We start from the raw sequence: 22,788 nt of genomic DNA, 5'->3' as shown, positions 1-22,788 counted from the left end.
TTGGCTATCACAGGAAATCAGATCAGAGCGGCGCGGGCGCTTGTGGGGATGGACCAGCAGGCGCTCGCCGAGAAGGCCGCCATCGGCATCAACACCGTGCGGAATATGGAAGGGGCGGGGGCCGAGCGAATCCGCGTCCGAACGGATACTCTTGATGCCGTGGTTGACGCTCTCAAGCGTGCCGGTGTTGTCATTGTCGACGAAGGTCAGAGCGATGGCGGCCCCGGCGTTCGTCTGATCAAGAGCGGCCAACCATGACGTGCGGAGCGAATATCGCTTCACCCACGATCGGGGTCGCTACCCCCTTTTTGCCGGTTGGCTAACGCCTGTAATGCCTGAAGCTGCGCTCGCATGTCCTCTTCCTTCTTTGCTGGCTCATTCTCCGATAGCCAACCGCCGTCGGTGAGCGCGCCCCTGGATTCCTGCTGAATCCTCTTGGCGACAGCCGGGGCCACGGCGCGTATCGTCAGAACGGCCAACTCTTCAGAGCAATCAACCAACTCCTCAAAAATCTCGGCAAGTGCATCTAACCCGCGGTTCATCAGCCTCAGCTTTTCGACCTCGTCGTTGCTCTCGCGGACCCTCCTTTTCAATCCTTGGATTTTTTGGGCGCCGCGCCTTTTGACATGGAGAAGGCGCAGGCGTTCTTGCTCCAGGGTATCCGCTTTCGCGGATGCCTCTAAGCCTATCTCGCACAACTGGCGCACTGCCTCGGCTTTAGAGCGTAGCTTGTTTTCGGCCGCCCAATCGTCCAGTGCTGCGGCCTCCTCTTCCGACATCATCATCTGGAAGCGAACGTTTTTGGGGCTATCGGCCATCTTTTTCACCCAAGGAACATTTTCTGCAACGAGCTAGGAACATATTCCCGGACATGTGCATAGATTTTTTGTGGATTTCTTTGTGCACAAGCCAGAACATAAGGGGATCGTGGGATCGGTTCGTGGATTGTTCTTTGGTCACCGGGGTATATCGTGGTAATCTTGAGCATACAAATCACGGGAAAGAAAGGAAGACGCATGGAGTACCTTACCGCATCTCAGGTGAAGCAGCGGTACAAAATATCGGAAATGAGTTTGTGGCGCTGGCTTCACAACGAAAGGATGGATTTTCCAAGGCCAATCGTCATCAACCGGATCAGGCGCTTCAAAGAAGCAGATCTGATTGCTTGGGAGCGCAAGCGCGCAACGGAGGCTGCATGACAGCCGTGACGAAGCAGCAAGGGCCTAAGTTTGGCGACCCAACCCCTGCCGCCTCGATTTGGTTTCGCTTTCGCGAGCCCTCCAACATCAACGAAAGGATCGTCAATGCACAGTTCTACTAAGCCGCGCGCATTCATCCGAGTCAAGATTTTAGGCAGCGGCGAGCCAAATCAGTTGCCCATAACCGTCGTTGGCCGCGAGTGCTGGGCTTTGCGCCAACTCATGGCCTCTGGCGATGCCGGTTGCACGCCGATCGACCAACCAGGGCCGCGGTGGTCGCATTACGTCTGGAAGCTCCGCGGCTACGGTCTCATGATCGAGACGGAACAGGAGAAACATGATGGCGCCTATCCTGGCTATCATGCCAGATATTTTTTACGGAGCTGCATTGAGGTTATCGAAGCCTCTGACGATGCAAACGCGTCGGTGGCTGCATGACGGAACTGCCCGCAGATCCCAAGGTTGCCGAGGCCGCGCAGTGGATTGCCAATGGCGATCCTCGTCCCGACGTTGTTCCTGAAATCCGGCGCCGGTTTGAGTTATCGGCGCTTCAAGCGGCGCAAGCCTGCGGACTGGCGCAAAAAATCCGAGTATCGAGAGAGGCTTTTCAATGACCAAGGCTCCGGCCAAGGGCCAAAAGATGCAGGCCCTATATGCGCTGCACTGGATGCCAGACCTCGCGCCTGCGTCCAGAACGATCGGTGCATGGTTGATTTGGCATGCGAACGCCTCCACGGGTCGTTGCGACCCTGGGCAAGCTCGACTGCGCGACGAGACCGGTTTCTCGCGCAGAACGATCCAGACGGCCGTCCAGCAACTCGTGAATAGCCGCTTTATGTCCAGGTACCTGAGGCAAAACGAAAGCACGTCCTATGAAATAAATTGGAGCAAGATAAGCGACCTGGTGGCGAACTATGAAAACCTCGCGAAAACAGGAACGATTGTTGTCACCTCGAAGCAGCGTAAAGAGGAACGCCGCAAGAGAGGGGGCGCAGAAAACTACGCCCACCAGGCGCAGAAAATTGCGCCTCCACAGGTGCAGAAAATTGCGCCTAAATTCTTGGAAGAGAACTCTAGGAAGAAACACATGTTCCGGGACGGCGTCACTTCCGATGAATCGGAAGCCGACGCACCTATCTCTGTTTTTCACTCTGAAGGCTTTGAAGGTATAAATTTGGGAGGCAAGAAGGCGCATTCAGACGATGTGGTGGGATCTCGTATTCTCGCGACAAAGGAGGATGCCGGGTTCCTTGCGTATCTGGACCGCGAAGTAAGGAACGGCCGGCTCTTCAGCCGAGAGTTAGCTGAAAACATTAGGACGCGCCTCGGAGAGATCCATACTCAAGGCGGTGGTGAACATCAGCAGGGCGATCCCATCTTGGGAAGAGCCTCCCGCCTCATTGAGACAGAATTTGAGCGTGAGGACGCAGCATGACGTTGATCATCCCGTTCCCATCCCGGCTCCGATCGGGGCACGCCAGAAAAGTTGCTGCTCAGTTGGCGGCGGCTCGGACCAGACGCGAAGCCAATCATTTCCTGAACCGTGCGATCGAGATTCACGAGCGACAGTTGTTCGCAGCGTTTATCCAAAGCGACAAGATTGATCAGGAGCGTTCCGCATTCCTCTGCACAATTCACGAGGAATGCCGGAAACTTGGCTCTACCTGGCGTCCGGAGGTTTCCGAAGATAATCGTCCAGGAGGTGCTGCATGACGCGGATCACGGTTGGCCGGAACGATGCCGGCCAGTTCGAAATCACCGACCAGCGCGGGAAAGTCGTGTCTGGTCCGTATGAGACGAACGCTGCGGCTTGGTCGGCGCTCGACCGTATCGACCACGACACGATGCCTGGCAAGCCTCGCAGCAATAAGAAGGTTCTCTGGGGCAGGCCTGAGAAGCCTGCAAAGCGCAATGGCAAGAAGGCTAGCAGGCGGCAGGCGGCCAAAGACGAGCAGCGGATGAAGGTCAATGCCGCAAAGGCGCCTGGCTGGGTGCGGTCGGTCGCTGCAGCTAAATTTGATCCGGCCGGCGAACGAAAATTCCGGGATTACAAGCTCGGCGCGTTCGGCGCCGCCTCTGCAGTGAAGTGCATCGATCCGGCAACGTACTTGGCCGAGAAAGCAGCGAAGGAGGCTATCCGCGCTGTGAATAACTTGGAATGCGGGAGTTCTCGATGATCCAATCTAACGCAGAAATTGCAGAATCACCTTATGTTAGACCTTTCTTCCGAAAGGCGAAGAGCATGGAACTGCAGGCATTTCCGGTATTCGACGCGCGCCCACCACTCGCTTATATTGAATCATGGCGAAGGCATATTGCCGACACGGGCTCCCCCGAGACCTTCGAAAGCGTTTCGAATACCAAGCCACCGAAAGATGCTTCTGTCACTCTACTTTCGGATGTGGTCAAGGTTCCGATGTCGCTTCGGGTGGGAGGCGACAGGGTTCCATGCCCACTTTGCTCGCCGACCTCGCCAAAGTTCGGGAAGGGTAGGATGGCGTGGTTTCCTGACGAGCATGTTGTCCGGTTCATCGGGCACAGCTGCGCCAAGCGTTACCTCGGTGACAACTACTCGGCCGCTGAACGCCTGTTCAAGATCGAAGCGGCTTGCGCTGAGTTTATCGAGCAGTGGCCTCAGATTCAGGGCGCGTTACCGCAGATCAGTTCAGTTGTCCGCACCCTTTACGGCGTGAGTCAGCGACTAAGTCAGCTTCGAGCTTACATCGACGTCCAAGCCGCGGGCTTCGCCAGCTCATTTCACGGTGACCTTGTATCGATCGGCGGTCGAGTGTTCACGTCGCGGGAAGCTGGTGTGCAGTCCAGCTCAGTGGCTGGCCTGGAATTTCTTTCCATAGACTTTGATCCAGGAAGCACTGCTGAGAAGCTGATGTCGATTTGTCAGGATATCAAAAAACCGTTGCCAAACTGGCAAATCAGCGACGGTGAGGGAGCGGCGTCACGTGAGATCATCAAGCGAGGCCGGTCGGCATCCATCAACCTTAAAAAAATGTCCGCACTAAGAGATAAGATCGAGGATGCTGCTCAATTTCTCACAGTAACCAACCTTCGTATTCTGGAGCAATGGAGCAAGTCCGGCAATTCTCCATTCACAGTGATCAGCTTTGCCCGCGAAGGCGAACGGATCGACGCCGTCGTTGAAAGCTATGCGGGCCGATACGAATGGTCGGTAGTCTATCCGGGCGATCTGTTGATGGGGCTACCGACGAAACAGGAAATATCGAACCTGGGCATTATGGAGATTTTCGGTTGAACACATCAATGCTGACGAAGCCACCGATTAGCGTCGCCTGGTATTTAATCCGTGTCGCGCCGGGCGGCCATCGCATGGCAAAAGCGGTAAACGAGGCGATCGAGGAAAGGATTGGAGAAACGCTGGTCGAACGAGAATGCCGGGAAAGAGGCGTAGCGGTTTTCACGCCGTCGTTCTGGACCGTAGTTCGGCATCAGAGGACAAACCGTCTGATCGAGAAGCGCTTCCCACTATTTCCAGGCTATTCGTTTGTGCAGGTTCCCGGGATGGGCTTCGACCCGATCAAACAGTTCAGCTATGTCTCGCACTTCATGAGAGGTGGCGGGCATCACGGTTTGGCGTCGTTCACCGACAGGGAGATGGTCATGCTCTACGCCGCAGACATGGAAAAACGTGACCTGCATCAGACGATGAAGCGGAATGGAGAGGCTGACGTGCGTGAACACAGGCGCAGGGACATCAATCGCAAGATTGGCCTCATCTTTCCGAAGGGGCGCCGGAAGAAGATGCCTTTGCGCATGATGGCGTCAGCTGCCATCAACGGATTGCCCCCGAAAACTCGGGAGTATTGCCGAGCGCTTCTTAAAGAACTGGATCTGTTGGAAAAACAGGAAGAAGGTTGCACAAAGAATGATATCACGCTAGAATCTGCGGCGTGATTTGTGGTGTTTCAGCCGGACCGCCTTAGGGCGAAGAACAACTCGGCGGCCACTTTGCCGAACCATACATTCGGCGCGATGGAAGAAATGCGCCCAGAATTGGATGCGATTCTTGGTATCCGACACTGCAAAACAGATCAGTCGTCCGCGTAGATCCGGCTTACATCGCAGAGAAAGAGGACCATTCTTCTTTCGCGCTTAGCGCGACCTGAGTAGGCGGTCACATCGGTGGTCTCTATGAAACCTGCACCGTGAAGGGTGGCCGCCAGATCTATCAGCGACCGCTCGTCCGCAATGGCTAGGTGTCCCGCTTGCTCGATCGGTCGTTTCAACTCTACCGCATAGACTGGCATCCTCTGCTCTCCTTTAATATGGGGCGTAAGCTCAGTTTATTTTTACGTAGAAATATACCGCGACGTTTTTCGGTCTCGTTTCTGCATCGCCCCCGCCGTTTATCTCGACAGTGTGTTGATGGGCGCCCGCGAAACCTGTTTCGGTCGTCCCGACGGCGCGATAGTCATTGCCGCCTGCTTCGTATTGATCACCGCCGAACGAAACGCCGCCCGAATGTTTATGGTCGGCGACTACGTTGGTCTCTCCGGTGAATTTGCTGCGCATAGGGAGTGCCGTTGCATATTCTTCGACGCTTCCTGGCACTCTTCCAGTATCGGGGTTTATCCCCCGCAAGAACATACCTTTGAGGTTTGGCACTGGCTTATCATTGGTCAGGATTGCGAAGGCCGTACCGTTAACGGATCTGCCATCAGCTAGTATCCATTTCCGAACAGTGAGTGCAGCGCCTTCCTGCTCCCCAGTTGCTTTCGCGAAGTCTGGAGGAGGAAGAACCGAAGAGACTACCGTTCCCACCGGGGCGAAGTCTCTTTGAATCTGAGCCGCCACAACCCCCCCGATGGCGATTGAGACCTGACTGTAAAGCGCGACAACGGAACTCAGAATTGCGATTATCGCTGATATAGCGGCGGTTACCGCTCCAAAGCGAAACTGTTCTGAAGTAACTGGCACTTTTCCCCCTCCGGTCTGATGTATGCCCCTTTGTTCTTCACCCGCGTAAAGACAATCACAGCTTGCATCAGGAAATTGAAAGAGTCGATAGGCGGCAGCTTACGGATAAACTTAAAGGAGCACTGTAATGGACCTTCGATTGCTCCAGTCTCGCGGGACGAATCCAAGAACATCCCGCTGAACGAGATCGGGATACTGCTGAACGCCAACGAGGTATTTCAGCCCACATTCATCACCACACGTCCAGCCGATCAGAAGGCAGGGGATCATGACAGGCAGACCCACGAAGTTCACACAGTCCCTGGCGGGCACCATCTGCGAACGTATCGCTGACGGGGAAAGCCTCCGCTCGATCTGCCGGGATGACGCTATGCCGGCGAAATCCACCGTCCTTGCCTGGTTGGCTGATGACGACAAAGCCGCTTTTCGGACCAAGTATGCGCAGGCGCGCGAGATCCAGGCTGACGGCTTCGTAGACGAGATGGTCGAGATTGCCGACGACGGCACGAACGACTGGATGGAAAAGAAGAACGCCGATGGCGAAACAACCGGCTGGCAGGAGAACGGCGAGGTTCTTCGTCGCTCGCAGCTCCGCATCGCAACCCGGCAATGGATTGCCGAGAAGCTGAAGCCGAAAAAGTATGGCGCCAAGGTCGAGCTTGAACACGGCGTGACTGGTGAGGTGTCGCAGCTGCTGGAAGCTATCAATGGCAAAACCCGCGGACTTCCAAACGGCAGTTGATCAGTTCTCGGACTGGCGCTGGCGTCTGAACAACCTCTACTGGATCACGGACAAGGAAGGCAAACGGGTCCGGTTCGAAATGAACTGGGCCCAGATGACGTTCTTCGAGCAGATGCATTATCTGAACGTGCTGCTGAAGGCGCGCCAGCTCGGCCTGACCACGTTCATCCAGATCTTCATGCTCGATGCCTGCGTATTCAATCGGGACATTCGCGCGGGCACCATTGCTCACACCTTAGGCGACGCGCAGACCATCTTCCGGGACAAGGTGAAATACCCTTACGACAATTTGCCTGAGGGCATTCGGGATGCGGTCCCGATCATGAGGGACAACCAGACGGAACTGCTGCTGGGCAATAACTCCAGCATCCGTGTCGGCACTTCGCTCCGGTCTGGCACGCTGCAGTACCTGCACATCTCAGAGTACGGAAAGCTTTGCGCGAAATATCCCGAGAAGGCGAGGGAAGTCCGCACCGGCGCTCTGAATACCGTGCAGGCCGGCCAGCTGGTGTTTGTCGAGAGCACTGCCGAAGGGCAGGAGGGGCATTTCTACTCCCTCTGCGAAGACGCTCAGGTGAAGCAGCGGCAGTCGTCGAAGCTGACGGAGCTCGATTTCAAGTTCCATTTCTTCCCGTGGTGGAAGGAACCGCAGTATTCGATCGCGCCTGAGGGCGTCATCATCACCGAGGCCTTTTCCAAATACTTTCGCACTTTGGCCGACCAGGGCATCGAACTGACAGACGGGCAGAAAGCCTGGTACGTCAAAAAGGCTGAAACACAGCTCGGCGACATGAAGCGCGAATATCCATCGTCGCCGGCGGAAGCGTTCGAAGCCAGCGTAGAGGGCGCTTACTATTCGGATCAGATGGCGGTCGCCGACGCCGAGGAGCGCATCGGGATCTTCCCTCATGTGGCCGGCTACCCGGTGCATACGATATCCGACATTGGCATGGACGACACGAACAGCGTCTGGCTCTTCCAGGTCCTCCCGAGCCGCGTCCGGATGATCGGCTACTTCGAACACACCGGCACCGGCATGGATGGCATGCTCGACGAGCTGGAGCGCCGCGCCGAAGAGCATGGTTACGTCTATGGCGTCCATAATATGCCGCACGATATCCGCGTCAGAGAGTGGACGCGTGGCGGTATGACCCGCATCGAGATCATGCTGCAGGAGGTCAAGGCTCGAAACCTCGGTACCGTCCGGAAGGTCGAGCGCGCCTACGTTCATGACCGCATCAGCGGTACCCGGCGCATTTTGGCGAAGGTCGAGTTTGACCAGGCCGGATGTGCTCAGGGCGTGAAGTGCCTGCGCAACTACCGGAAAGAGTGGGACGAGGATCTTGGCGTGTTCCGAGATGAGCCGCTGCACAACTGGGCTTCGCACGGCGCCGACGCTTTCGGCGGCCTCGCTATCATCTTCACCGGCCTGGCGGCCGAACCATTGAAGCCAGAACCAAAGCGGCTGCCGACGTTCCAGACCATGACCTTCAACGACTTCGTCAACTCCACACCGACATTTGATAGCGAGCGCGTTTGATGAATAGCACGACAGGGCTGGCATCGCTGGAGGCTGACGACCCGTGGGATCTCGCGAAGGTCGGACAGAAGTGGCAGGGCGAACTTGAACGCGCTGAGCGCTATTTCAAATCCTGGATCGATCGCTGCACGAAGATTGAGAAGATCTACCTGCAGCAGTCCGGGCAGGACAGCACCAGCAATAGCAGTGCCAAGCGAAAGTTCCCCATGCTGTGGGCGAACACTTCGGTATTGCAGCCGGCCGTCTATGCTCGGGTGCCGCAGCCGGTCGTCGAGCGCCGCTTCAAGGACGCTCAGCCGGTGGCGCGGATGGCGTCCGAGCTTGTGGAGCGCAACCTTGCCTTCACTGCGGACGATGCCGATCTGGATTCGGTCATGCGCGCGGTCCGGGACGACTTCCTGCTCTGCGCCCGGGGCACGGTTTGGCTGCGCTACGAGGCCGATTTCGAGCCGATCGACATGGGCGTCGAGCCTTCCGATCCGCCAGCGGATGAAGGGTTTCTAAGTGGCGGCATGGGCGATAATGGCGGACCCGCTCTTGAGCAGATCACCGACGAACGTGTGTGCGTCGACTACGTGCACTGGTCGGATTTCCTGCACTCGCCAGCGCGGCGCTGGAAAGATGTCACCTGGGTGGCGCGCCGCGTCCCGATGACAGATGAGGAGTTTGACAAGCGGTTCCCGGAAGGGCGGACTAGCCTGAACGCCGATGGTCAGGGCTCCCGCCAAGGCGCAAACCAGACCGAACGCGCTCAGAACGAGGGCAAGATCAACGTCATCGAAATCTGGTGCAAGAGCGAAAACTACACCGTCTGGATCGCGGAATGCGCGCCGGTTGCGCTTGAGGTATCCGAACCGCCGCTGAAGCTCAAGGGCTTCTGGCCTTGCCCACGTCCGGCATTCGGCACCTTGTCGACGAGCTCGCTTATTCCAGTGCCGGATTACGTCTATTACCAGGGCCAGTGCGATGAAATCGATCTGCTGACGAAGCGGATCAACAAGCTGACGGATCAGCTGCGCCTGAAAATCTTCTATCCGTCCGGTGATGGCTCGGTATCGCCGGCGATCGAGAAGGCGATGCGGCCGGAAAACGACACGGTGATGGTGCCGATCCCGGAATGGGCTGCTTTCACTGACAAGGGCGGCTCGAAAGCCATCGTCACCTTGCCGATCGACGACGTGCAAAAGGTCATCGTCGCCTGCATAGAGGCGCGCAAGCAGCTTATTGACGACGTCTACCAGATCACCGGCATCTCCGACATCGTCCGGGGCGACACGCAAGCATCCGAGACGGCGACGGCGCAGCGCATCAAGAGCCAGTGGGGTTCTATCCGCATCCGCGACCGCCAGGCTGAACTGGCAAGATTTGCCCGCGACATCGTCAACCTCGCTGGCGAAATCATCTGCGACCAGTTCCAGCCGGAAACGCTGATGCTCGTCAGCGGCATTCAGCTTCCGACCGCAGCGCAGAAGCAGCAGGTCCAGATGCAAATGCAACAGCAGCAGATGATGCAGCAGCAGGCGGCGGCAAGAGCGCAACAGATGGGCCAGCCCGCGCCTCCGCCGCAGCCTCCTCAGTTGCCGCCGGAAATCCAGAAGATGATGGAGCAGCCGACGATCGATGAAGTCGTGCAGCTGCTTCGCAATGACAGTGTGCGGGGCTTCCGGATCGACATCGAGACGGATTCGACGATCGAGCCCGACGAGGATGCTGAGAAGCAGCGGCGCATGGAATTCGTGCAGATGGTCGGCGGCTTCATGCAGCAGGCCGGGGCTATCGCTCAGCAGACGCCGATGCTGGTGCCTGTGATGGTCGAGACACTTCTATTCGCCGCCCGTGGCTTCAGGGCAGGGCGTCAGCTCGAAAACACGCTTGAGCAGGTCGGCGCGCAGTTGTCGCAGTCAGCGACCGCTCCAAAGCCTCCGCCAGAGCCCACGCCCGAGCAGATGATCAATCTGAAGACGGCGCAGGTGAAGGCCGGCGCTGAGGAAAAGAAGGCCCAGCTGAGCGTTGCCCAAGCGCAAATCGAGCACCAGACCACGGTGGAGCAGGCGCGCAGCGACATGGCGGCGCAGGCGCTCCAGCAGTTCCAGCAACAGCCGCCAGCCTACCAGTGAACGAGGTTGAACCATGAGAGAACGCTTTTGCCGGATCTGTGGCGGCTGGCACCAGCTCGACAAGTGGCCGCACAACTGCATGCCGGCTGACAACCTGGCGCAGTCCGATCTGCCGGCGCCGCATTTCGTCAGCGACAACATCGATATCCAGTCGATGCATGACGGAAGGCACTACACCTCGAAAGCCAAGCTGCGCTCTGCCTACCGGGCGGCCGGCGTGGTCGAGATTGGCAATGAAAAGCCGCAGCCGATCGAGAAGCCGAAGACGGATCGAAAGGCGATCCGAAACGAACTGCGGCGGGTTCACGCCGAATACAACGCCTGAACGGGCATCAATCCCCGAAATAGGAAGCAATCCACATGGAAGACCTGATTAACGAGGCCGGCAACGGCAGCGAAGACCTCGGCACGTCCACCGAAAAGCCATTAAGCATCCGCGACAGCCTCAAAGCCGCGCTCGACAGCACCGAAACGGCAACGACATCCGTTGGCAGTGACCGACAGCGCGACGAGCATGGACGCTTCGCGCCGAAGGATGGGGATAAGGGCGTAACCGCTCCAGCCGCTCAGCCGGCCGCAGCAGCAGCGCCAAAGCCCGGAGATGCACCGGCAGCAGCAAACGCCACTGCAGCAGCCCAACAGGCTGCTCCTGCCGCAGCGCAGCCAGCAGAGCAGCAGCCGGCCGCAAACGCCCACCGTGTCCCGCCTGGCTGGTCCGCAGAGGCAAAGGCTCAGTTCGCAGGCCTGCCGCCCGAGGTTCAGGCCGCCGTCGCCAAGCGCGAGCAGGAGGTCGACAACGGCTTTCGCGTGCTTCAGGACTATAAGGGGCTCGAAGAATTCACGCCTATCGTCAAGCAGGCCGGCATCACGCATGCCGATGTCATGCGCAAGGCGATCGACTGGGAGCAGTCGCTCATCCGCGACCCGGTCAACACCGTTATTCACGTCGCCAAGATTGCTGGGGTAAATCTCTCTGCCCTCGTCAATGGTCAGACGAATCAGATCCTGCAGCGCCAGCCGCAGCAGGTTCAACAGCAACCACAGCCTCAGCCCGTCAACGTTGAGGCAACGGTTGAACAGATTCTCCGGAAGCGAGACACTGAAACTCAGGTCAATGCCTTCGTTTCCGATCCAGCAAACAAGCACGCCGAAGCCGTCTTGGACGATATGGTTGCCCTCATCAGCACAGGGCGAGCATCGAGCCTCCAGGACGCCTACGACGCCGCATGCTGGATGCGTCCCGATATTCGCCAGCAACTGATCAGCCAGGTTGCGCCGGCGAACACAGTCCAAGACCAGACGTCCCAAAGGGCCGCAGCGGCAGATCAGGCCCGCCGCGCCTCCCGATCGATCTCCGGCTCTTCCGCACCTGGGCCAACCCAAGGCGCCGGCGCCGGCCAACCAACCTCAATCCGCGACTCCCTCCGCAGCGCATTGCACGCTGCCAGCGGTCGCGTTTGACCAGAAGGAAAGTGATCCATGGTTTCCCCAAACCTCTCTGAAATCGTGACCACGACGCTGCGCAACCGCAGCGGCACGGTCGCCGACGACGTGACGAAGAACAACGGTCTTCTCAATCGTCTAAACAGCCGCGGCCGCAAGAAGCCCGTTTCGGGCGGCCGCACCATCGTTCAGGAGCTGCAATATGCCGAAAACTCGACCTATCGCAGATATTCGGGATACGACATTCTGAACGTGGCCCCCTCCGACGTCATCACCGCTGCCGAATACGACCTCAAGCAGGCCGCGGTCGCCGTCTCCATGTCGGGTCTCGAACAGCTGCAGAACTCCGGCGAGGATGCGGTCCTCGATCTGCTTGAGCAGCGCATCGAGAACGCCGAAACCACGCTGAAGAACAACATCGCGCTCGACTGCTATTCCGACGGCACGGCCGATGGCGGGCGACAGATCGGCGGCCTGCAGCTGCTGATCTCGACCTCTCCGACCTCGGGCACCGTCGGCGGCATTTCGCGCGCCACCTGGGGCTTCTGGCGCAACCAGAAATTCTCTGCCTCGGCCGATGGCGGTGCGGCGGCATCGACGACGAACATCCAGAGCTACATGAACCGGCTCTATATGTCCTGCGTTCGCGGCTCCGACGCGCCCGATCTCGTCGTCGCCGACAACAACTTCTTCCGCCTCTACTGGGAATCGCTGCAGGCGATCCAGCGCATCACCTCGGCGGACAAGGGAATGGCCGGCTTCCAGTCACTCCAGTACATGGGCGCCGACGTGATCTTCGACGGCGGCTTCGGCGGCGGCGCGCCTCTCAACCAGATGTTCTTCCTGAACACCAAGTACCTGTTCTACCGCCCGCACCGCGACCGCGACATGGCGCCGATCGGCGACGAGCGCATGAACACCAACCAGGATGCCTTCGTGCAACTCATGGGCTTCGCCGGCAACCTCACCATGAACAACGCCTTCCTGCAGGGCGTGTTGTTCGCCTAAGTCGAGAAAGGATCAACTCCAATGACCATCGCAACTTCCCAGACCGATCGTCTTGGCGCGAACCCGTTCGTCGTCGAAGGCCCGATCGTTTCCGGCTCCGGTATTCCCGGGCCGAACTTCGCTCTTGGTTCCGTCGCTGGCGGCAACAAGGAATCCGAGTGGGTCTATTGCAAGCTCGTTCTTGCATCGACCACCACGCTCCAGCCCGGTCAATGGTTCCAATGGGACCGTGACTATACCGCCTCGCTGCTCACCACGGCAGCGGCCGTGGTCGGCAATCGCTGCGGTGTCTTCGCAGGGGCAAACCAGGCCCCGACGCAGTCTGGTGGACCGGCACAGGCCATCAGCCTTGCGGCCGGCACTTACTACATCTGGATCCAGCGCAACGGCGAAGCTCCGGCACTCGTCACCACTGCGACTGCTGCTCTTGTCGTGGCGGAGACCACGGCGACTGCTGGTCTTGCAACGGCCCCGGCATCGCCGACGGCATCGAGCAAGGCGATCCAGGGCGTCAACTTCACTGCGGCCAACCAGACGTTCACAGCGACAACCGTCAACGGCTCCGCTGTGCTGTCCGCTCTCGGAAGCGTCACCCCGGAAGGTGGGCCGTTCATCGGCGCATCCATCTCGGGAACCGGCATTCCGGGTTCCACGACCATCAGCAGCATCAACTACACCCCGAGCGGCGTGGTCCAGAGCATCACCATGTCCGCCAATGCCACCGCCAATGGCACCGGCATCACGGTCACGGCAACGGGCGTGCTCGAAGCTACGCTGATGCGTCCGTACCTGTCGAAAGTGAACTAAACCACCGATCAGTGGCGGGCGCTTCGGCGCCCGTTTCCTTTTTCCCCGCCATCAACAGCGAGACAATCACCATGGCCGATAACAACACTGGTATTTACGCCTCCTTCAGCCTCGAACCGGTCGAGCAGACCTTTTTGACGGAGAAGGAAGGGCGTCCGATCTTCGCCGACAAGGAATTCGTCCGCATCTTCATCGCCGGCGACAAACACACCGAAGTCTATCGCGAGGTGACTGAGAACGACAAACTCCGCTTTTCTGAGGCTTACAAGCGCTTCAAGGAAGGCGCGGCCGCCCGCGAGCAGCTGACCGGCACGCCGCTGGCGCAATGGCCCTATCTCAAGCCCAGCCAGATCAAAGAGCTGGAGGCGATCAACATTTACACCGTCGAGCAGCTCGCAGCGCTTTCCGATACGGCAAAGCAGAAGCTCGGCATGGGTGCGAACGAACTCACCGCCGCGGCCCGCGGTTATCTGGCGACCGCTGAGAACTCCAGCGCCGCATCCGCATTCGCCGCCGAGAACGAGCGCCTGAAGGGTGAGGTCACCCGCCTGCAGGAGCAGATGAAGGAGATGGCGACCCGCTTCGAAGCGCTTGAAACCGAACGCCAGGGCGGCGGCAAGGGCCGCGGCCGCGAAGCCGCCTAATCGGAGATCCGCGCATGTCGCTGCTGACCATTATCCAGAACGTATGCGCGGAGATCGATCTTGACCAACCGACGGCTGTCATGTCTTCGGCTGACCCTCAAATCGGGCAGCTTCGCGTCCTGTCATATCGCGCCGGCAAGGATCTGCTGAAAGACCATGACTGGTCTGCGCTTGTGGTGAGCCGGGATTTCACAGCAACCGGAACAATACCGGAGCCCGCCGAGCCGCCGTCCGATTGGGCGCGCTATGTCAAGAATTCGAAGATCTGGAACGTCTCCCGGCTATGGCAGCTTAACGGGCCGGTAGAGCCGCAGACGTGGGAACGCCTCACCATCCTGAACTCCAACCCGGTTCCGCAGATATGGCGCATGCTTGGCGGCAAGCTGGCATTCTATCCAAACGATATCAGCGAAACGATCCGCTACGAATACGTCTCGAAAAACTGGATCGCGCTTACAGGCGGCACGACCTATGCCGAAACTTGGGCCAACGACACCGACACCTCCCGCTTCCCGGAAGACCTTCTCGAGCTTTCGCTGATCTGGCGCTGGAAACGCGCCAAGGGTCTCGACTACGCCGAGGAGCTCGAAAACTTCGAGAGGGCCAAGGAGTCGGCGATCGGTGCCGACCGTGCCGCAGCGCCGATGGATATCTCTCTGCCGAACCGCGGACAGGTTCCGGATAACTACTGGCCCGGAACGATTGTGGTGCCTGGCCCATGACGAGACAGCCCGCTCGCGTTACGCCGCGCACCGCTCGCGTCTCACCCAGCAAGGATTGGATCGCGCCTATTGGTGGCTGGCGAACCGATGTTGAGATGGCGGACATGCCGAAGGACGCGGCGTTCCTACTAGACAACTTCTTCCCGGAAGCAAACCGCATTCGTGCGCGCTATGGATCGAACGCTTTCGCAACCGGGCTCGGGGCAGAGGTCGAGACGGTTATCCCGTATGTCGGGGTGAGCAACCGGCTCTTTGCCGCTGCCGGCAGCAAGATATTCGACGTGACGGCTGGCGGTGCAGTCGGTGCCGCCGTCGTGTCCGGTCTTTCCAGCGCCCACTGGTCTGTCCAGCAATACACCAACCCGGCGGGGCAGGAGTATCTGCGCCTCGTCAACGGGCTCGATCTGCCGCTGCTGTACAACGGCACGACATGGACCAACAACATGCTGGTCGGGACTGCCACGCTTGCCACGCAGAACGTTGCTGTGAAGGCGGTCCAATATACCCTGAGCTTCTTCGGAACCGGCTCCGTCACGCTCTCGGGGGCGTTTGCAGGCGTCTTGAACGGCACAGGCGTTGGCAACCGCGTCACGCTGACGTTCACCCCGGCCGCGGGAACGCTCACTCTCACGGTGGCGGGTTCCGTGACGAACGCGCAGTTGGAAACCGGCGCCACCGCAACGCCTTATGTCTCATCGACGATGATCACCGGCATTTCGGACTCGTCACTCTTGATCGCCCTCACGGCCTACCGGTCTCGCCTCTGGTTCATCGAAAAGAACTCGACGAACGTCTGGTATCTCGCGACGGATGCTGTCAGCGGTACAGCCACGGTGCTCCCGGTCGGCGGCAACATGAAATACGGCGGCACGCTGGTTGCCATCGGGGTCTGGACGATCCCCGTTTCCACCGGCCTGCAGCAGTGCCTTGTTCTCATGTCGTCTGAGGGCGAGATCATCGTATATCAGGGCTCCGACCCGTCCAGTTCGACGAACTGGGGATTGCTCGGCACGTTCAAGCTCGGGCGGCCGCTCGGAACCGATCGATGCTTCCTGTCCGTCGGTGCCGATCTCGCCATCATGACCACTGACGGTATCGTGCCGATCACCAAGGCCGTGCAGCTCGATCGAGGCGCAACGAGCCTCGGGGCCATCACGGCGAAGATCGGCCCGACCTGGCGCGAGACCGTGGCGACTGCCGGCACCACCTCGGACGAATGGCAACTCGCGAGCTTCCCATCTCGTCAGATGGCAATCGTCAATCTGCCGTCGTCGCTCGGGCCGTATCAGTTCGTCATGAATACCGAGACAGGGGCATGGTGCCGTTTCGTTGGGCTTGCTGCCTCCTGCTGGGGAACCTGGCGGGACCGGCTGTTCTTCGGCGCGGCTGACGGGACGGTCTACGAAGCGGAAGTCGGGGCCAATGATAACGGCGCTGCGATCGATGCTCTCATGGTCGGGGCTTGGAACCGGTACGGCGAAGACATGGCAACCAAGTTTTCGAAGCTGATCGGCGTCACGGGACAGATCGGCGTCTCGACCATGATGTATGCCGGGATTTCGGTGGACTACCAGACGAAGATCCCGACCGCGCTCCTGTCATCGGTCGAGAACAACGCCGCGGCGAAGTGGGGCACCGCCATTTGGGGAGTGTCGAAATTCCCGGGCACCTCGTTTGTACGGAAGTTTGCTTCCGCCGGCGGCGCCGGTTCAGCGCTGGCGCCGACAATCCGGGCTCTGATCTCCGGCGCGTCCGGTTCTGTGTCTGAAGCGGCGGTTATCGGCGGTTCTGTCCTCTACGAAAAAGGTGCTCCGATTTGATCGTCACCGAGCCTCGCGAGGATATCGCGGCATGGGTCGGCGGCAAGATTGGGGTGACATTCCATCCGCCCTTTACGGCCATTGCTCAGGTTCAGGGCGGTCGGATCATCGCGGGCTATGTGTTCAACGTCTGGACCGAGCACGATGTCGAGGTTTCGCTCGCGGCTGATCGGCTTTCCGTCACGCTGATGCGGGCGGCTTTCCAGTATGTCGTCGAGCAACTTGGGTGCCGACGAGCGACGTTCAGGACTCGTGCGGACAACGCGCAGGCCCAGAAGGCGCTCGACAGGCTCGGCGCGCGTCTGGAAGGGCGCCAGACGGCTTACTTCGGCGATTGCGATGCGCTGCTCTACGGAATTTTGAAAGAGGACTTCCCCTATGGTCTCCACGCCTAAGGCGCCGAAAGCGCCCGATCCGACACAGACCGCAGCGGCGCAGACGGCCACGAACGTGGACACCGCCATTGCCAATGCGGGCTTGAGCCACACCAACCAGTACACGCCCGACGGCTCGCTGGAATACAAGGTCAGCGGCTACCAGACGATGACCGACCAGAACGGCAAGACCTATCAGCTACCGACCTATTCGGCCTATCAGTCGTATTCACCGCAGAACCAGGCGATCTACGACCAGTCACAACAAACCCAGCTGGGGCTGGCGAAGCTCGCCAACCAGCAGACGGCCAAAGTCTCCGGCATCCTCGGAACGAACGTCGATCTCAGTTCGGGGAACGTTGACAAATACGTCAACGACCATTGGCAGGGGGGCTTCAACAACCAGTGGGACAGGGATCAGGCAAGCCTTGATCAGAGCCTGGCCGATAAAGGCATTTCGATGGGTTCTGCGGCCTACAATAACGCCATGCGGGACTTCAGCACGCGCAAACAGGCGGCGTCGGATCAATACCTCGGCGATATGTATTCCAACGCTCAGAATTCGATCCTCACTGAGCGCAACCAGCCGCTGAACGAGATTTCGGCGCTGATGTCGGGATCGCAGGTCAACCAGCCGAACTATGTGAATTCGCCAACGACGCAGCTTCCCACTGTCGACCAGGCCGGCTTGATCAATGAGAACTATAATCAGCAGATGGGCGCTTATAACCAGCAAGTGGCCAAGTCTAACGCCGCCATGGGCGGTCTGTTCGGACTGGGATCGTCGCTGCTCGGCGGCTGGGCAATGTCCGATCGCCGGCTGAAGCGCGACGTCCATCAGATCGGCGTCACGAGTTCTGGCCTCCCCATCTACGATTACAAATATGTCTGGGGCGATGACCGGCACGTCGGCTTCATGGCCGATGACGTGGAGGCGATTGCTCCTGATGCCGTTGCCGAAGGTCCAGGCGGGTTCAAAATGGTCAACTACGCGGGAGTGCTGTGATGGGCTTCATCTTCGGCGGGGACACCGGCCAGTCCCAGGCAGACGTCACCGACGCGCGCAAGCGGCTCGCCGCGGCAATGCTTCAGCAGGGCACCGACACTAGCCCCATCAAATCCCCGTGGGAAGGTGCCGCCCGGATGGCACAAGCCCTCATGGGTGGATTGGCGATCAGGCAGCAGGGCGAGGATCAGCGCGCCGCCGACGCTCAGGTGATCTCTGCCATCACCGGCCAACCCTATACTCCGCCTGAAAAGCCGGCCGGGCTCCTGTCGTCGATATTCGGTGGCGGCAACAAGCCGTCCACTCCAGGCGCCACCGGCTCGTCCATGCCAAAGGTGGATGCGGCCGGCAATGTCGCCATGGCCTCGACAGGCGGCGGTCTGCCGAGCTCGTTCCTGGCTGCCGTCGACAAGACGGAGGGGGCAGGAGATTACGATACCCTGTTCGGCCACGCTCAAAAGAATGGCCCCTTTGCAGGCACGGCTATCTCGCAGATGCCGATCAGGGACGTGTTGGCCTTCACCGACCCGAGCGGACCGTATGCCCAGTATGTCAAGGACAAGGTTGGTCGTGTAGCAACTCCAGTCGGGAAATATCAGACAGTCGGCACGACGTTGCGGAACGCAGTTGGTGCCCTGGGCCTTGATCCGAATGCGCCGTATGACCAAGCCACTCAAGATCGGGTCGCATCCTATCTCGCCCGCCAGCGCATCGCATCGGCCGACACACTGCCGGGGAAGATCCAGGCGCTGCGGGCGGAATGGCAGGGGTTCAAGAACGTTCCCGATGCCGAAATGGCGCAAATCGTGGCCGACCTTCAATCCGGCGCTATGGCACCCACTGGCGGTCAAGTCGCAAGCGCAGCTCCTGCGCCTCCGCTCCAGCCGCCGCCGGTGAATGTTCAGCCTGCGGCGCCGACGCCCGCTTATGTCGACCCGAGGGTAACAACGGCCGGCCGCCCGGATGCGCCTCCAGTGCCTACCGCATCCGCTCCCAGCGAAGTTGCAAGCCTTGACCCATCGATCGGCATTCCCATGCCGGGTGCCGCAGGGCAGATGCGCGCCTCCGATCCGGCACAGGTCATGCCGCCACAGGGAGCCCCACAGGCTGCGTTGTCCCCATTGCCCACGTCGACAGTCGGACCAGCGCCGAACGTTGCCAGCGTGCCCTCTCTGTCTCAAGACCGTTCAGGCGTTGGCATGGGCGGCGATGTTCCGGGGCAGGGCTATTTCCCTCCGGCACCAACTGGAGGCGGTCAACCCGCATCCCCTCAGCAGATCGCACAGGCGCAGCACTCGGGACAGGCACGTCTCGCTCAGGCGCTGGACAATGCACCCCAGCAGGCACAGAACCCGATGGCGAACCCGCGCGTTCAAGCGCTGGTGCAGGCCATCACGAATCCGAACGCATCGCCCCAGGTCAAAGCCATGGCGGCACAGCAGTTGCAGATCCTGACGAAGCCGCCTGAGTATGGGTTTGAGACGCTGCCCGATGGGACAGTGCTCCGCAGCGACCCGCGCACCGGCACGCTCACGCCAGTTTATCGTTCGGAAATGTCGCAAGCCGATCGAGCTAAGCTCGATTTTGATCGCGAGAAATTCCAGCAGGAGCAGGCAAACCGCAACACGCCGACAGCGACCGAGCAGGCCAATATCGATCTCGAGCGAAACAAGTTCGATCTTGAGAAGAACAAGCCGGTGGTCGTCCAGTCTGGCGAAACGCTGTTCAGCCCCGGCCAGGAGCGCGTCGTGTATCAGGGCACCGGCTATAAGCCTGAAGACGTGTCGAACCTGCGCAAGGAGGTCCAAAACCTTCCGACCTACAAGAGCTATCAGCAGGCAGCACCGGTTTTCCAGTCGATGATCGACACGGCCAAGACAGACAGCAAGGCTTCCGACCTGAATCTTGTTTACGGCCTGGGCAAAATCATGGACCCGAACTCGGTTGTCCGTGAAGGCGAAATGGTCATGGTCAACAACACGGCGAGCCTGCCGGACTGGTTCTCGGGAATAATCAACAGCGTCAACGGTGGCCAAAGACTCACTCCGGAGACGCGCCAGGCAATCCTTGCCGAGGCGCGCAGCCGCATGGGCGCCTATCGGGGAGCACTCGACAACGACATCGGTCAGTATCGAGGCATCATCAGCCGGCGCGGTATGAACGAGGCCGACGTGCTGCCGACCCTCGGGGATATCGCAGAAGTGCCGAGCCTGACGCCGCCGCCTGCGGCGGGCATAGGTGCGCCGCCGGAAGGGGTGCCGGCTGATGTATGGGGCGCAATGACGCCTGCGGAGCGTAAACTATGGCAGAAATGACACCTGAACAGCAGCAGGCTCTGGCAATCGCGTCCGCGCGGCTGAGGCTTCAGAGCCAGCAGCAAGGACAGCCGGCCGATGATGCCCTTTCAGTCGCCAGAACGGGCGTCGGCGGTCTCATCGAAGGTATTCCAATAGTTGGGCCGATGATCCGCGGCGGCACCGAGCGGGCTGCAGCGGCGACGCTCGCGGCGTTCTCGGACGAGACCTACGATCAGGTAATGGATCGCATCCATGAAGCGAACAGGGCCGAAAAAGAAGCGAACCCGATCGTCGACAAGGGTGCGCAGATAACCGGAGCCGTTGCCGGGACTATTCCGGCAATCATGGCTGCCCCTGCCGCGTTTGGAGCAGGCAGCGGAACTTTGCTCCTGCGTTCGGGTATCTCTGGGTTGACGGGCGCTACCATTGGGGGCGCAGATGCAGGAGTTCGCTCTGAGGGTGACGCGGAGAAGATCAAGGAAGGGATGATGCTGGGCGGCCTCTTTGGCTTGGGTGGTCCCGTGGCCGGAAAGGTCATTGGGGCCGGCGCCAGGTCGCTTATCGATGCACTCCGCACGCGCACGGCGGCGAAAGTAGCGGGTATGGACCCGCAGGCGTTCGGTTACTTCCGGCGTGCGGTCACCGATGACGGTATCGACGCGTCGACGCTGCCCCGCAAACTGATGGAGATGGGTCCCGATGCTATTCCGGCAGACCTTGGACCTAACCTTCAGAAGCAGGCCGGCGCGCTTGCGGCGACGCCCGGGCCGGCGCAGACGACGATTCGGACCACGCTCGCCGATCGTGCCGCGGGCGCCAATGCCCGCATTGGTCAAACGATCGACGAAACGACGGGTCGAAACATCGTCCCATCGGAGATCCAGGCAGATATCGCCGTAAACCAGCATGCTCATTCGCCGCTCTATCGTGAGGCATTCCGCGAGGCCACGCCGTACAATACCGAGCCAATTGCATCGGCGCTGGAGGCTGACATCAGCCGGCTTCGCGGTCCCGCTCAGGCGCGGTTGCGGCAGGTTAGAGGCATGCTGAACATCGCGGATTCCAATGTTCTGTCGACCGATCCCGCCGTGATGTTCCAGACCCGGCAGGCGATCGACGGCCTTTTGAAGACGGAAGTTGATCCGAAGGTGATCTCCGCACTGGTGGAAGCTCGCCAGATGCTCGACGACGGCCTCACCCGCGCCGTCCCGCGCATCAAGGAGCTTGATGCGGGTTACTCCGAACTCGCCCGCCAGGACGAGGCCGTGACACGGGGTCAGCAGGTTTTGGATAGTGGCCGGACCGCGCCACGGCCATCCGAGCTTGCCGCAGAGGTGGAGCAAGGCGTCCAGCCGCAGGGCATGCAAATCGGGCCATCTGCGGTCCCCCTGCGGCTGTCTCAGGGGGCCAGAGCCGAGATTGACCGCATAGTCGGCACCAACTCCAACGATATCGTCGCCATGAATAGGCTGATCAAGGGAGAGGGCGATTGGAACCGCGCGCGTCTCGCAACCCTGTTCGGTCCAGAGAAGGCGGAGCGGCTGTTCAAAGTGCTCGATAATGAGAGCGTTTATGCCGATACCGCCAACACAGTGACCCGCAACAGCGAAACCGCGGCGCGCCTTGCAGCTCAGAACGAGCTGGGTGGCGGCGGTGGAAATTTTGGTGTCAAGGAAGCATTCAAGGCCGGCGGCTTTCTCGGTGCAGCGCGATCGGCCGCTATCGACAAGGTCGACGACATCGTGAAGGCACTGATGTCGAGCAACACCGGCAACGTCACCCGCGAGAGCCTGGCACGGGCTCTTATCGGCGAGCAACGAGAAAAGCTGGTCGAAGGGCTGATGAGAGCAAAGGGAATGGGAACGACGCCGACCTTAGTCGATCCGGTCGTCAAAGCCCTGCTTCTGAACGCCGGTACCGCGCGGACGCGATGACGGATCGACCCAGCAAATAAGCAAATAGAGGCCGATCACATATAGGACGCCGGCGATAACACCGCCGTTGTAATCTTCACCAACGACATATCTCAGCGCGTCAACGCCCGACACGACTGCGTATAGCAATACGCTCGTCGCGACGATGCAGGCGATTTGTACGACACGGATCATGACGCAAC

Annotated in this window: 26 protein-coding genes; 23 read left to right on the top strand and 3 right to left on the bottom strand. The window is 59.9% G+C overall.

Features of this window, described 5'->3' with window-relative positions; translation table 11 throughout:
- A complete protein-coding gene (locus FHT79_RS13585) occupies positions 1-258 on the top strand; it encodes a helix-turn-helix transcriptional regulator (protein ID WP_246713995.1) in 258 nt (85 codons plus the stop codon).
- Between the two features lie 20 nt (positions 259-278).
- Here the strand turns inward: FHT79_RS13585 and FHT79_RS13580 are convergent, their stop codons facing one another.
- Positions 279-818: a hypothetical protein gene (locus FHT79_RS13580; RefSeq protein ID WP_183903472.1), complete on the bottom strand. Its 540-nt coding sequence runs from the start codon at positions 816-818 to the stop codon at positions 279-281.
- Positions 819-1,016: 198 nt separating this feature from the next.
- Here FHT79_RS13580 and FHT79_RS13575 point away from each other — a divergent pair, with 198 nt between their 5' ends.
- The 8 genes from FHT79_RS13575 (at position 1,017) to FHT79_RS13545 (ending at position 5,129) form a co-directional block, all read left to right on the top strand.
- Positions 1,017-1,199 carry a DNA-binding protein gene (locus tag FHT79_RS13575; RefSeq protein ID WP_183903471.1) on the top strand — a complete coding sequence of 61 codons (183 nt, stop codon included), beginning with the start codon at positions 1,017-1,019 and terminating at the stop codon, positions 1,197-1,199.
- A gap of 105 nt (positions 1,200-1,304) precedes the next feature.
- Positions 1,305-1,637, top strand: coding sequence for a hypothetical protein (locus FHT79_RS32155; RefSeq protein ID WP_246713993.1), 333 nt, complete (start codon positions 1,305-1,307; stop codon positions 1,635-1,637).
- Positions 1,634-1,813, top strand: a complete 180-nt coding sequence (locus FHT79_RS13570) for a hypothetical protein (protein ID WP_183903470.1) — start codon at positions 1,634-1,636, stop codon at positions 1,811-1,813. Before FHT79_RS32155 ends, FHT79_RS13570 begins: the two co-directional genes overlap by 4 nt.
- Entirely contained in the window at positions 1,810-2,634 is an 825-nt protein-coding gene (locus tag FHT79_RS13565) for a helix-turn-helix domain-containing protein (protein ID WP_183903469.1), read from the top strand. Before FHT79_RS13570 ends, FHT79_RS13565 begins: the two co-directional genes overlap by 4 nt.
- Positions 2,631-2,912: a DUF6074 family protein gene (locus tag FHT79_RS13560; RefSeq protein ID WP_183903468.1), complete on the top strand. Its 282-nt coding sequence runs from the start codon at positions 2,631-2,633 to the stop codon at positions 2,910-2,912. The genes FHT79_RS13565 and FHT79_RS13560 overlap by 4 nt, the downstream gene beginning before the upstream one ends.
- Positions 2,909-3,376: a hypothetical protein gene (locus FHT79_RS13555; protein WP_183903467.1), complete on the top strand. Its 468-nt coding sequence runs from the start codon at positions 2,909-2,911 to the stop codon at positions 3,374-3,376. Before FHT79_RS13560 ends, FHT79_RS13555 begins: the two co-directional genes overlap by 4 nt.
- Before the next feature lie 65 nt (positions 3,377-3,441).
- Complete coding sequence (locus FHT79_RS13550) at positions 3,442-4,470, top strand: hypothetical protein (RefSeq protein WP_183903466.1); 1,029 nt, start codon at positions 3,442-3,444, stop codon at positions 4,468-4,470.
- Positions 4,467-5,129: a transcription termination/antitermination NusG family protein gene (locus FHT79_RS13545; RefSeq protein WP_183903465.1), complete on the top strand. Its 663-nt coding sequence runs from the start codon at positions 4,467-4,469 to the stop codon at positions 5,127-5,129. The genes FHT79_RS13550 and FHT79_RS13545 overlap by 4 nt, the downstream gene beginning before the upstream one ends.
- Positions 5,130-5,266: 137 nt before the next feature.
- Here the strand turns inward: FHT79_RS13545 and FHT79_RS13540 are convergent, their stop codons facing one another.
- Complete coding sequence (locus FHT79_RS13540) at positions 5,267-5,482, bottom strand: hypothetical protein (protein ID WP_183903464.1); 216 nt, start codon at positions 5,480-5,482, stop codon at positions 5,267-5,269.
- A gap of 31 nt (positions 5,483-5,513) precedes the next feature.
- The gene (locus FHT79_RS13535) at positions 5,514-6,152 is read right to left on the bottom strand and encodes a hypothetical protein (protein WP_183903463.1); all 639 of its coding nucleotides are present in this window, start codon (positions 6,150-6,152) and stop codon (positions 5,514-5,516) included.
- A 268-nt stretch (positions 6,153-6,420) separates the two neighbouring features.
- On the opposite strand from FHT79_RS13535, the gene FHT79_RS13530 reads away from it, so the two are divergent.
- The 14 genes from FHT79_RS13530 (at position 6,421) to FHT79_RS13465 (ending at position 22,606) form a co-directional block, all read left to right on the top strand.
- The gene (locus tag FHT79_RS13530; RefSeq protein ID WP_183903462.1) at positions 6,421-6,894 is read left to right on the top strand and encodes a terminase small subunit protein; all 474 of its coding nucleotides are present in this window, start codon (positions 6,421-6,423) and stop codon (positions 6,892-6,894) included.
- Complete coding sequence (locus FHT79_RS13525) at positions 6,860-8,434, top strand: terminase (RefSeq protein WP_183903461.1); 1,575 nt, start codon at positions 6,860-6,862, stop codon at positions 8,432-8,434. The genes FHT79_RS13530 and FHT79_RS13525 overlap by 35 nt, the downstream gene beginning before the upstream one ends.
- On the top strand, positions 8,434-10,551 hold the full coding sequence (locus FHT79_RS13520; protein WP_183903460.1) for a hypothetical protein: 2,118 nt from the start codon (positions 8,434-8,436) through the stop codon (positions 10,549-10,551). The genes FHT79_RS13525 and FHT79_RS13520 overlap by 1 nt, the downstream gene beginning before the upstream one ends.
- 13 nt (positions 10,552-10,564) lie before the next feature.
- Positions 10,565-10,876 carry a hypothetical protein gene (locus tag FHT79_RS13515; protein ID WP_183903459.1) on the top strand — a complete coding sequence of 104 codons (312 nt, stop codon included), beginning with the start codon at positions 10,565-10,567 and terminating at the stop codon, positions 10,874-10,876.
- Between the two features lie 35 nt (positions 10,877-10,911).
- Positions 10,912-12,012, top strand: a complete 1,101-nt coding sequence (locus FHT79_RS13510; RefSeq protein WP_183903458.1) for a hypothetical protein — start codon at positions 10,912-10,914, stop codon at positions 12,010-12,012.
- 18 nt (positions 12,013-12,030) lie between these two features.
- A complete protein-coding gene (locus FHT79_RS13505; protein WP_047615939.1) occupies positions 12,031-13,002 on the top strand; it encodes a phage major capsid protein in 972 nt (323 codons plus the stop codon).
- Positions 13,003-13,023: 21 nt separating this feature from the next.
- Positions 13,024-13,809, top strand: coding sequence for a hypothetical protein (locus FHT79_RS13500; RefSeq protein WP_047615936.1), 786 nt, complete (start codon positions 13,024-13,026; stop codon positions 13,807-13,809).
- A gap of 71 nt (positions 13,810-13,880) precedes the next feature.
- Positions 13,881-14,453 carry a hypothetical protein gene (locus FHT79_RS13495; protein WP_183903457.1) on the top strand — a complete coding sequence of 191 codons (573 nt, stop codon included), beginning with the start codon at positions 13,881-13,883 and terminating at the stop codon, positions 14,451-14,453.
- A gap of 14 nt (positions 14,454-14,467) precedes the next feature.
- Entirely contained in the window at positions 14,468-15,175 is a 708-nt protein-coding gene (locus tag FHT79_RS13490) for a hypothetical protein (protein WP_183903456.1), read from the top strand.
- Positions 15,172-16,995 (top strand): hypothetical protein, encoded by a 1,824-nt coding sequence (locus FHT79_RS13485; protein ID WP_183903455.1) that lies wholly within the window; start codon positions 15,172-15,174, stop codon positions 16,993-16,995. Before FHT79_RS13490 ends, FHT79_RS13485 begins: the two co-directional genes overlap by 4 nt.
- Positions 16,992-17,390 (top strand): GNAT family N-acetyltransferase, encoded by a 399-nt coding sequence (locus tag FHT79_RS13480; RefSeq protein WP_183903454.1) that lies wholly within the window; start codon positions 16,992-16,994, stop codon positions 17,388-17,390. The genes FHT79_RS13485 and FHT79_RS13480 overlap by 4 nt, the downstream gene beginning before the upstream one ends.
- Complete coding sequence (locus FHT79_RS13475; protein ID WP_047615928.1) at positions 17,374-18,375, top strand: tail fiber domain-containing protein; 1,002 nt, start codon at positions 17,374-17,376, stop codon at positions 18,373-18,375. The genes FHT79_RS13480 and FHT79_RS13475 overlap by 17 nt, the downstream gene beginning before the upstream one ends.
- On the top strand, positions 18,375-20,690 hold the full coding sequence (locus FHT79_RS32150; RefSeq protein ID WP_246713991.1) for a hypothetical protein: 2,316 nt from the start codon (positions 18,375-18,377) through the stop codon (positions 20,688-20,690). The genes FHT79_RS13475 and FHT79_RS32150 overlap by 1 nt, the downstream gene beginning before the upstream one ends.
- A complete protein-coding gene (locus FHT79_RS13465) occupies positions 20,678-22,606 on the top strand; it encodes a hypothetical protein (RefSeq protein ID WP_183903453.1) in 1,929 nt (642 codons plus the stop codon). The genes FHT79_RS32150 and FHT79_RS13465 overlap by 13 nt, the downstream gene beginning before the upstream one ends.
- Positions 22,607-22,788 lie beyond the last annotated feature (182 nt).

This window comes from Rhizobium sp. BK212 (assembly GCF_014197475.1).
Taxonomy (GTDB): Bacteria; Pseudomonadota; Alphaproteobacteria; order Rhizobiales; family Rhizobiaceae; genus Rhizobium; species Rhizobium anhuiense.
The sequence above is the reverse complement of the archived record's forward strand: the minus strand, read 5'-3'. Positions and strand labels throughout refer to the sequence as shown.

Excerpts from the sequence above, each read along its gene's own strand:
- FHT79_RS13580 (WP_183903472.1), bottom strand. The coding sequence starts at position 818 with ATGGCCGATAGCCCCAAAAACGTTCGCTTCCAGATGATGATGTCGGAA.
- FHT79_RS13575 (WP_183903471.1), top strand. The coding sequence starts at position 1,017 with ATGGAGTACCTTACCGCATCTCAGGTGAAGCAGCGGTACAAAATATCG.
- FHT79_RS32155 (WP_246713993.1), top strand. The coding sequence starts at position 1,305 with ATGCACAGTTCTACTAAGCCGCGCGCATTCATCCGAGTCAAGATTTTA.
- FHT79_RS13570 (WP_183903470.1), top strand. The coding sequence starts at position 1,634 with ATGACGGAACTGCCCGCAGATCCCAAGGTTGCCGAGGCCGCGCAGTGG.
- FHT79_RS13565 (WP_183903469.1), top strand. The coding sequence starts at position 1,810 with ATGACCAAGGCTCCGGCCAAGGGCCAAAAGATGCAGGCCCTATATGCG.
- FHT79_RS13560 (WP_183903468.1), top strand. The coding sequence starts at position 2,631 with ATGACGTTGATCATCCCGTTCCCATCCCGGCTCCGATCGGGGCACGCC.
- FHT79_RS13555 (WP_183903467.1), top strand. The coding sequence starts at position 2,909 with ATGACGCGGATCACGGTTGGCCGGAACGATGCCGGCCAGTTCGAAATC.
- FHT79_RS13550 (WP_183903466.1), top strand. The coding sequence starts at position 3,442 with ATGGAACTGCAGGCATTTCCGGTATTCGACGCGCGCCCACCACTCGCT.
- FHT79_RS13540 (WP_183903464.1), bottom strand. The coding sequence starts at position 5,482 with ATGCCAGTCTATGCGGTAGAGTTGAAACGACCGATCGAGCAAGCGGGA.
- FHT79_RS13530 (WP_183903462.1), top strand. The coding sequence starts at position 6,421 with ATGACAGGCAGACCCACGAAGTTCACACAGTCCCTGGCGGGCACCATC.
- FHT79_RS13525 (WP_183903461.1), top strand. The coding sequence starts at position 6,860 with ATGGCAAAACCCGCGGACTTCCAAACGGCAGTTGATCAGTTCTCGGAC.
- FHT79_RS13520 (WP_183903460.1), top strand. The coding sequence starts at position 8,434 with ATGAATAGCACGACAGGGCTGGCATCGCTGGAGGCTGACGACCCGTGG.
- FHT79_RS13515 (WP_183903459.1), top strand. The coding sequence starts at position 10,565 with ATGAGAGAACGCTTTTGCCGGATCTGTGGCGGCTGGCACCAGCTCGAC.
- FHT79_RS13510 (WP_183903458.1), top strand. The coding sequence starts at position 10,912 with ATGGAAGACCTGATTAACGAGGCCGGCAACGGCAGCGAAGACCTCGGC.
- FHT79_RS13505 (WP_047615939.1), top strand. The coding sequence starts at position 12,031 with ATGGTTTCCCCAAACCTCTCTGAAATCGTGACCACGACGCTGCGCAAC.
- FHT79_RS13500 (WP_047615936.1), top strand. The coding sequence starts at position 13,024 with ATGACCATCGCAACTTCCCAGACCGATCGTCTTGGCGCGAACCCGTTC.
- FHT79_RS13495 (WP_183903457.1), top strand. The coding sequence starts at position 13,881 with ATGGCCGATAACAACACTGGTATTTACGCCTCCTTCAGCCTCGAACCG.
- FHT79_RS13490 (WP_183903456.1), top strand. The coding sequence starts at position 14,468 with ATGTCGCTGCTGACCATTATCCAGAACGTATGCGCGGAGATCGATCTT.
- FHT79_RS13485 (WP_183903455.1), top strand. The coding sequence starts at position 15,172 with ATGACGAGACAGCCCGCTCGCGTTACGCCGCGCACCGCTCGCGTCTCA.
- FHT79_RS13475 (WP_047615928.1), top strand. The coding sequence starts at position 17,374 with ATGGTCTCCACGCCTAAGGCGCCGAAAGCGCCCGATCCGACACAGACC.
- FHT79_RS32150 (WP_246713991.1), top strand. The coding sequence starts at position 18,375 with ATGGGCTTCATCTTCGGCGGGGACACCGGCCAGTCCCAGGCAGACGTC.
- FHT79_RS13465 (WP_183903453.1), top strand. The coding sequence starts at position 20,678 with ATGGCAGAAATGACACCTGAACAGCAGCAGGCTCTGGCAATCGCGTCC.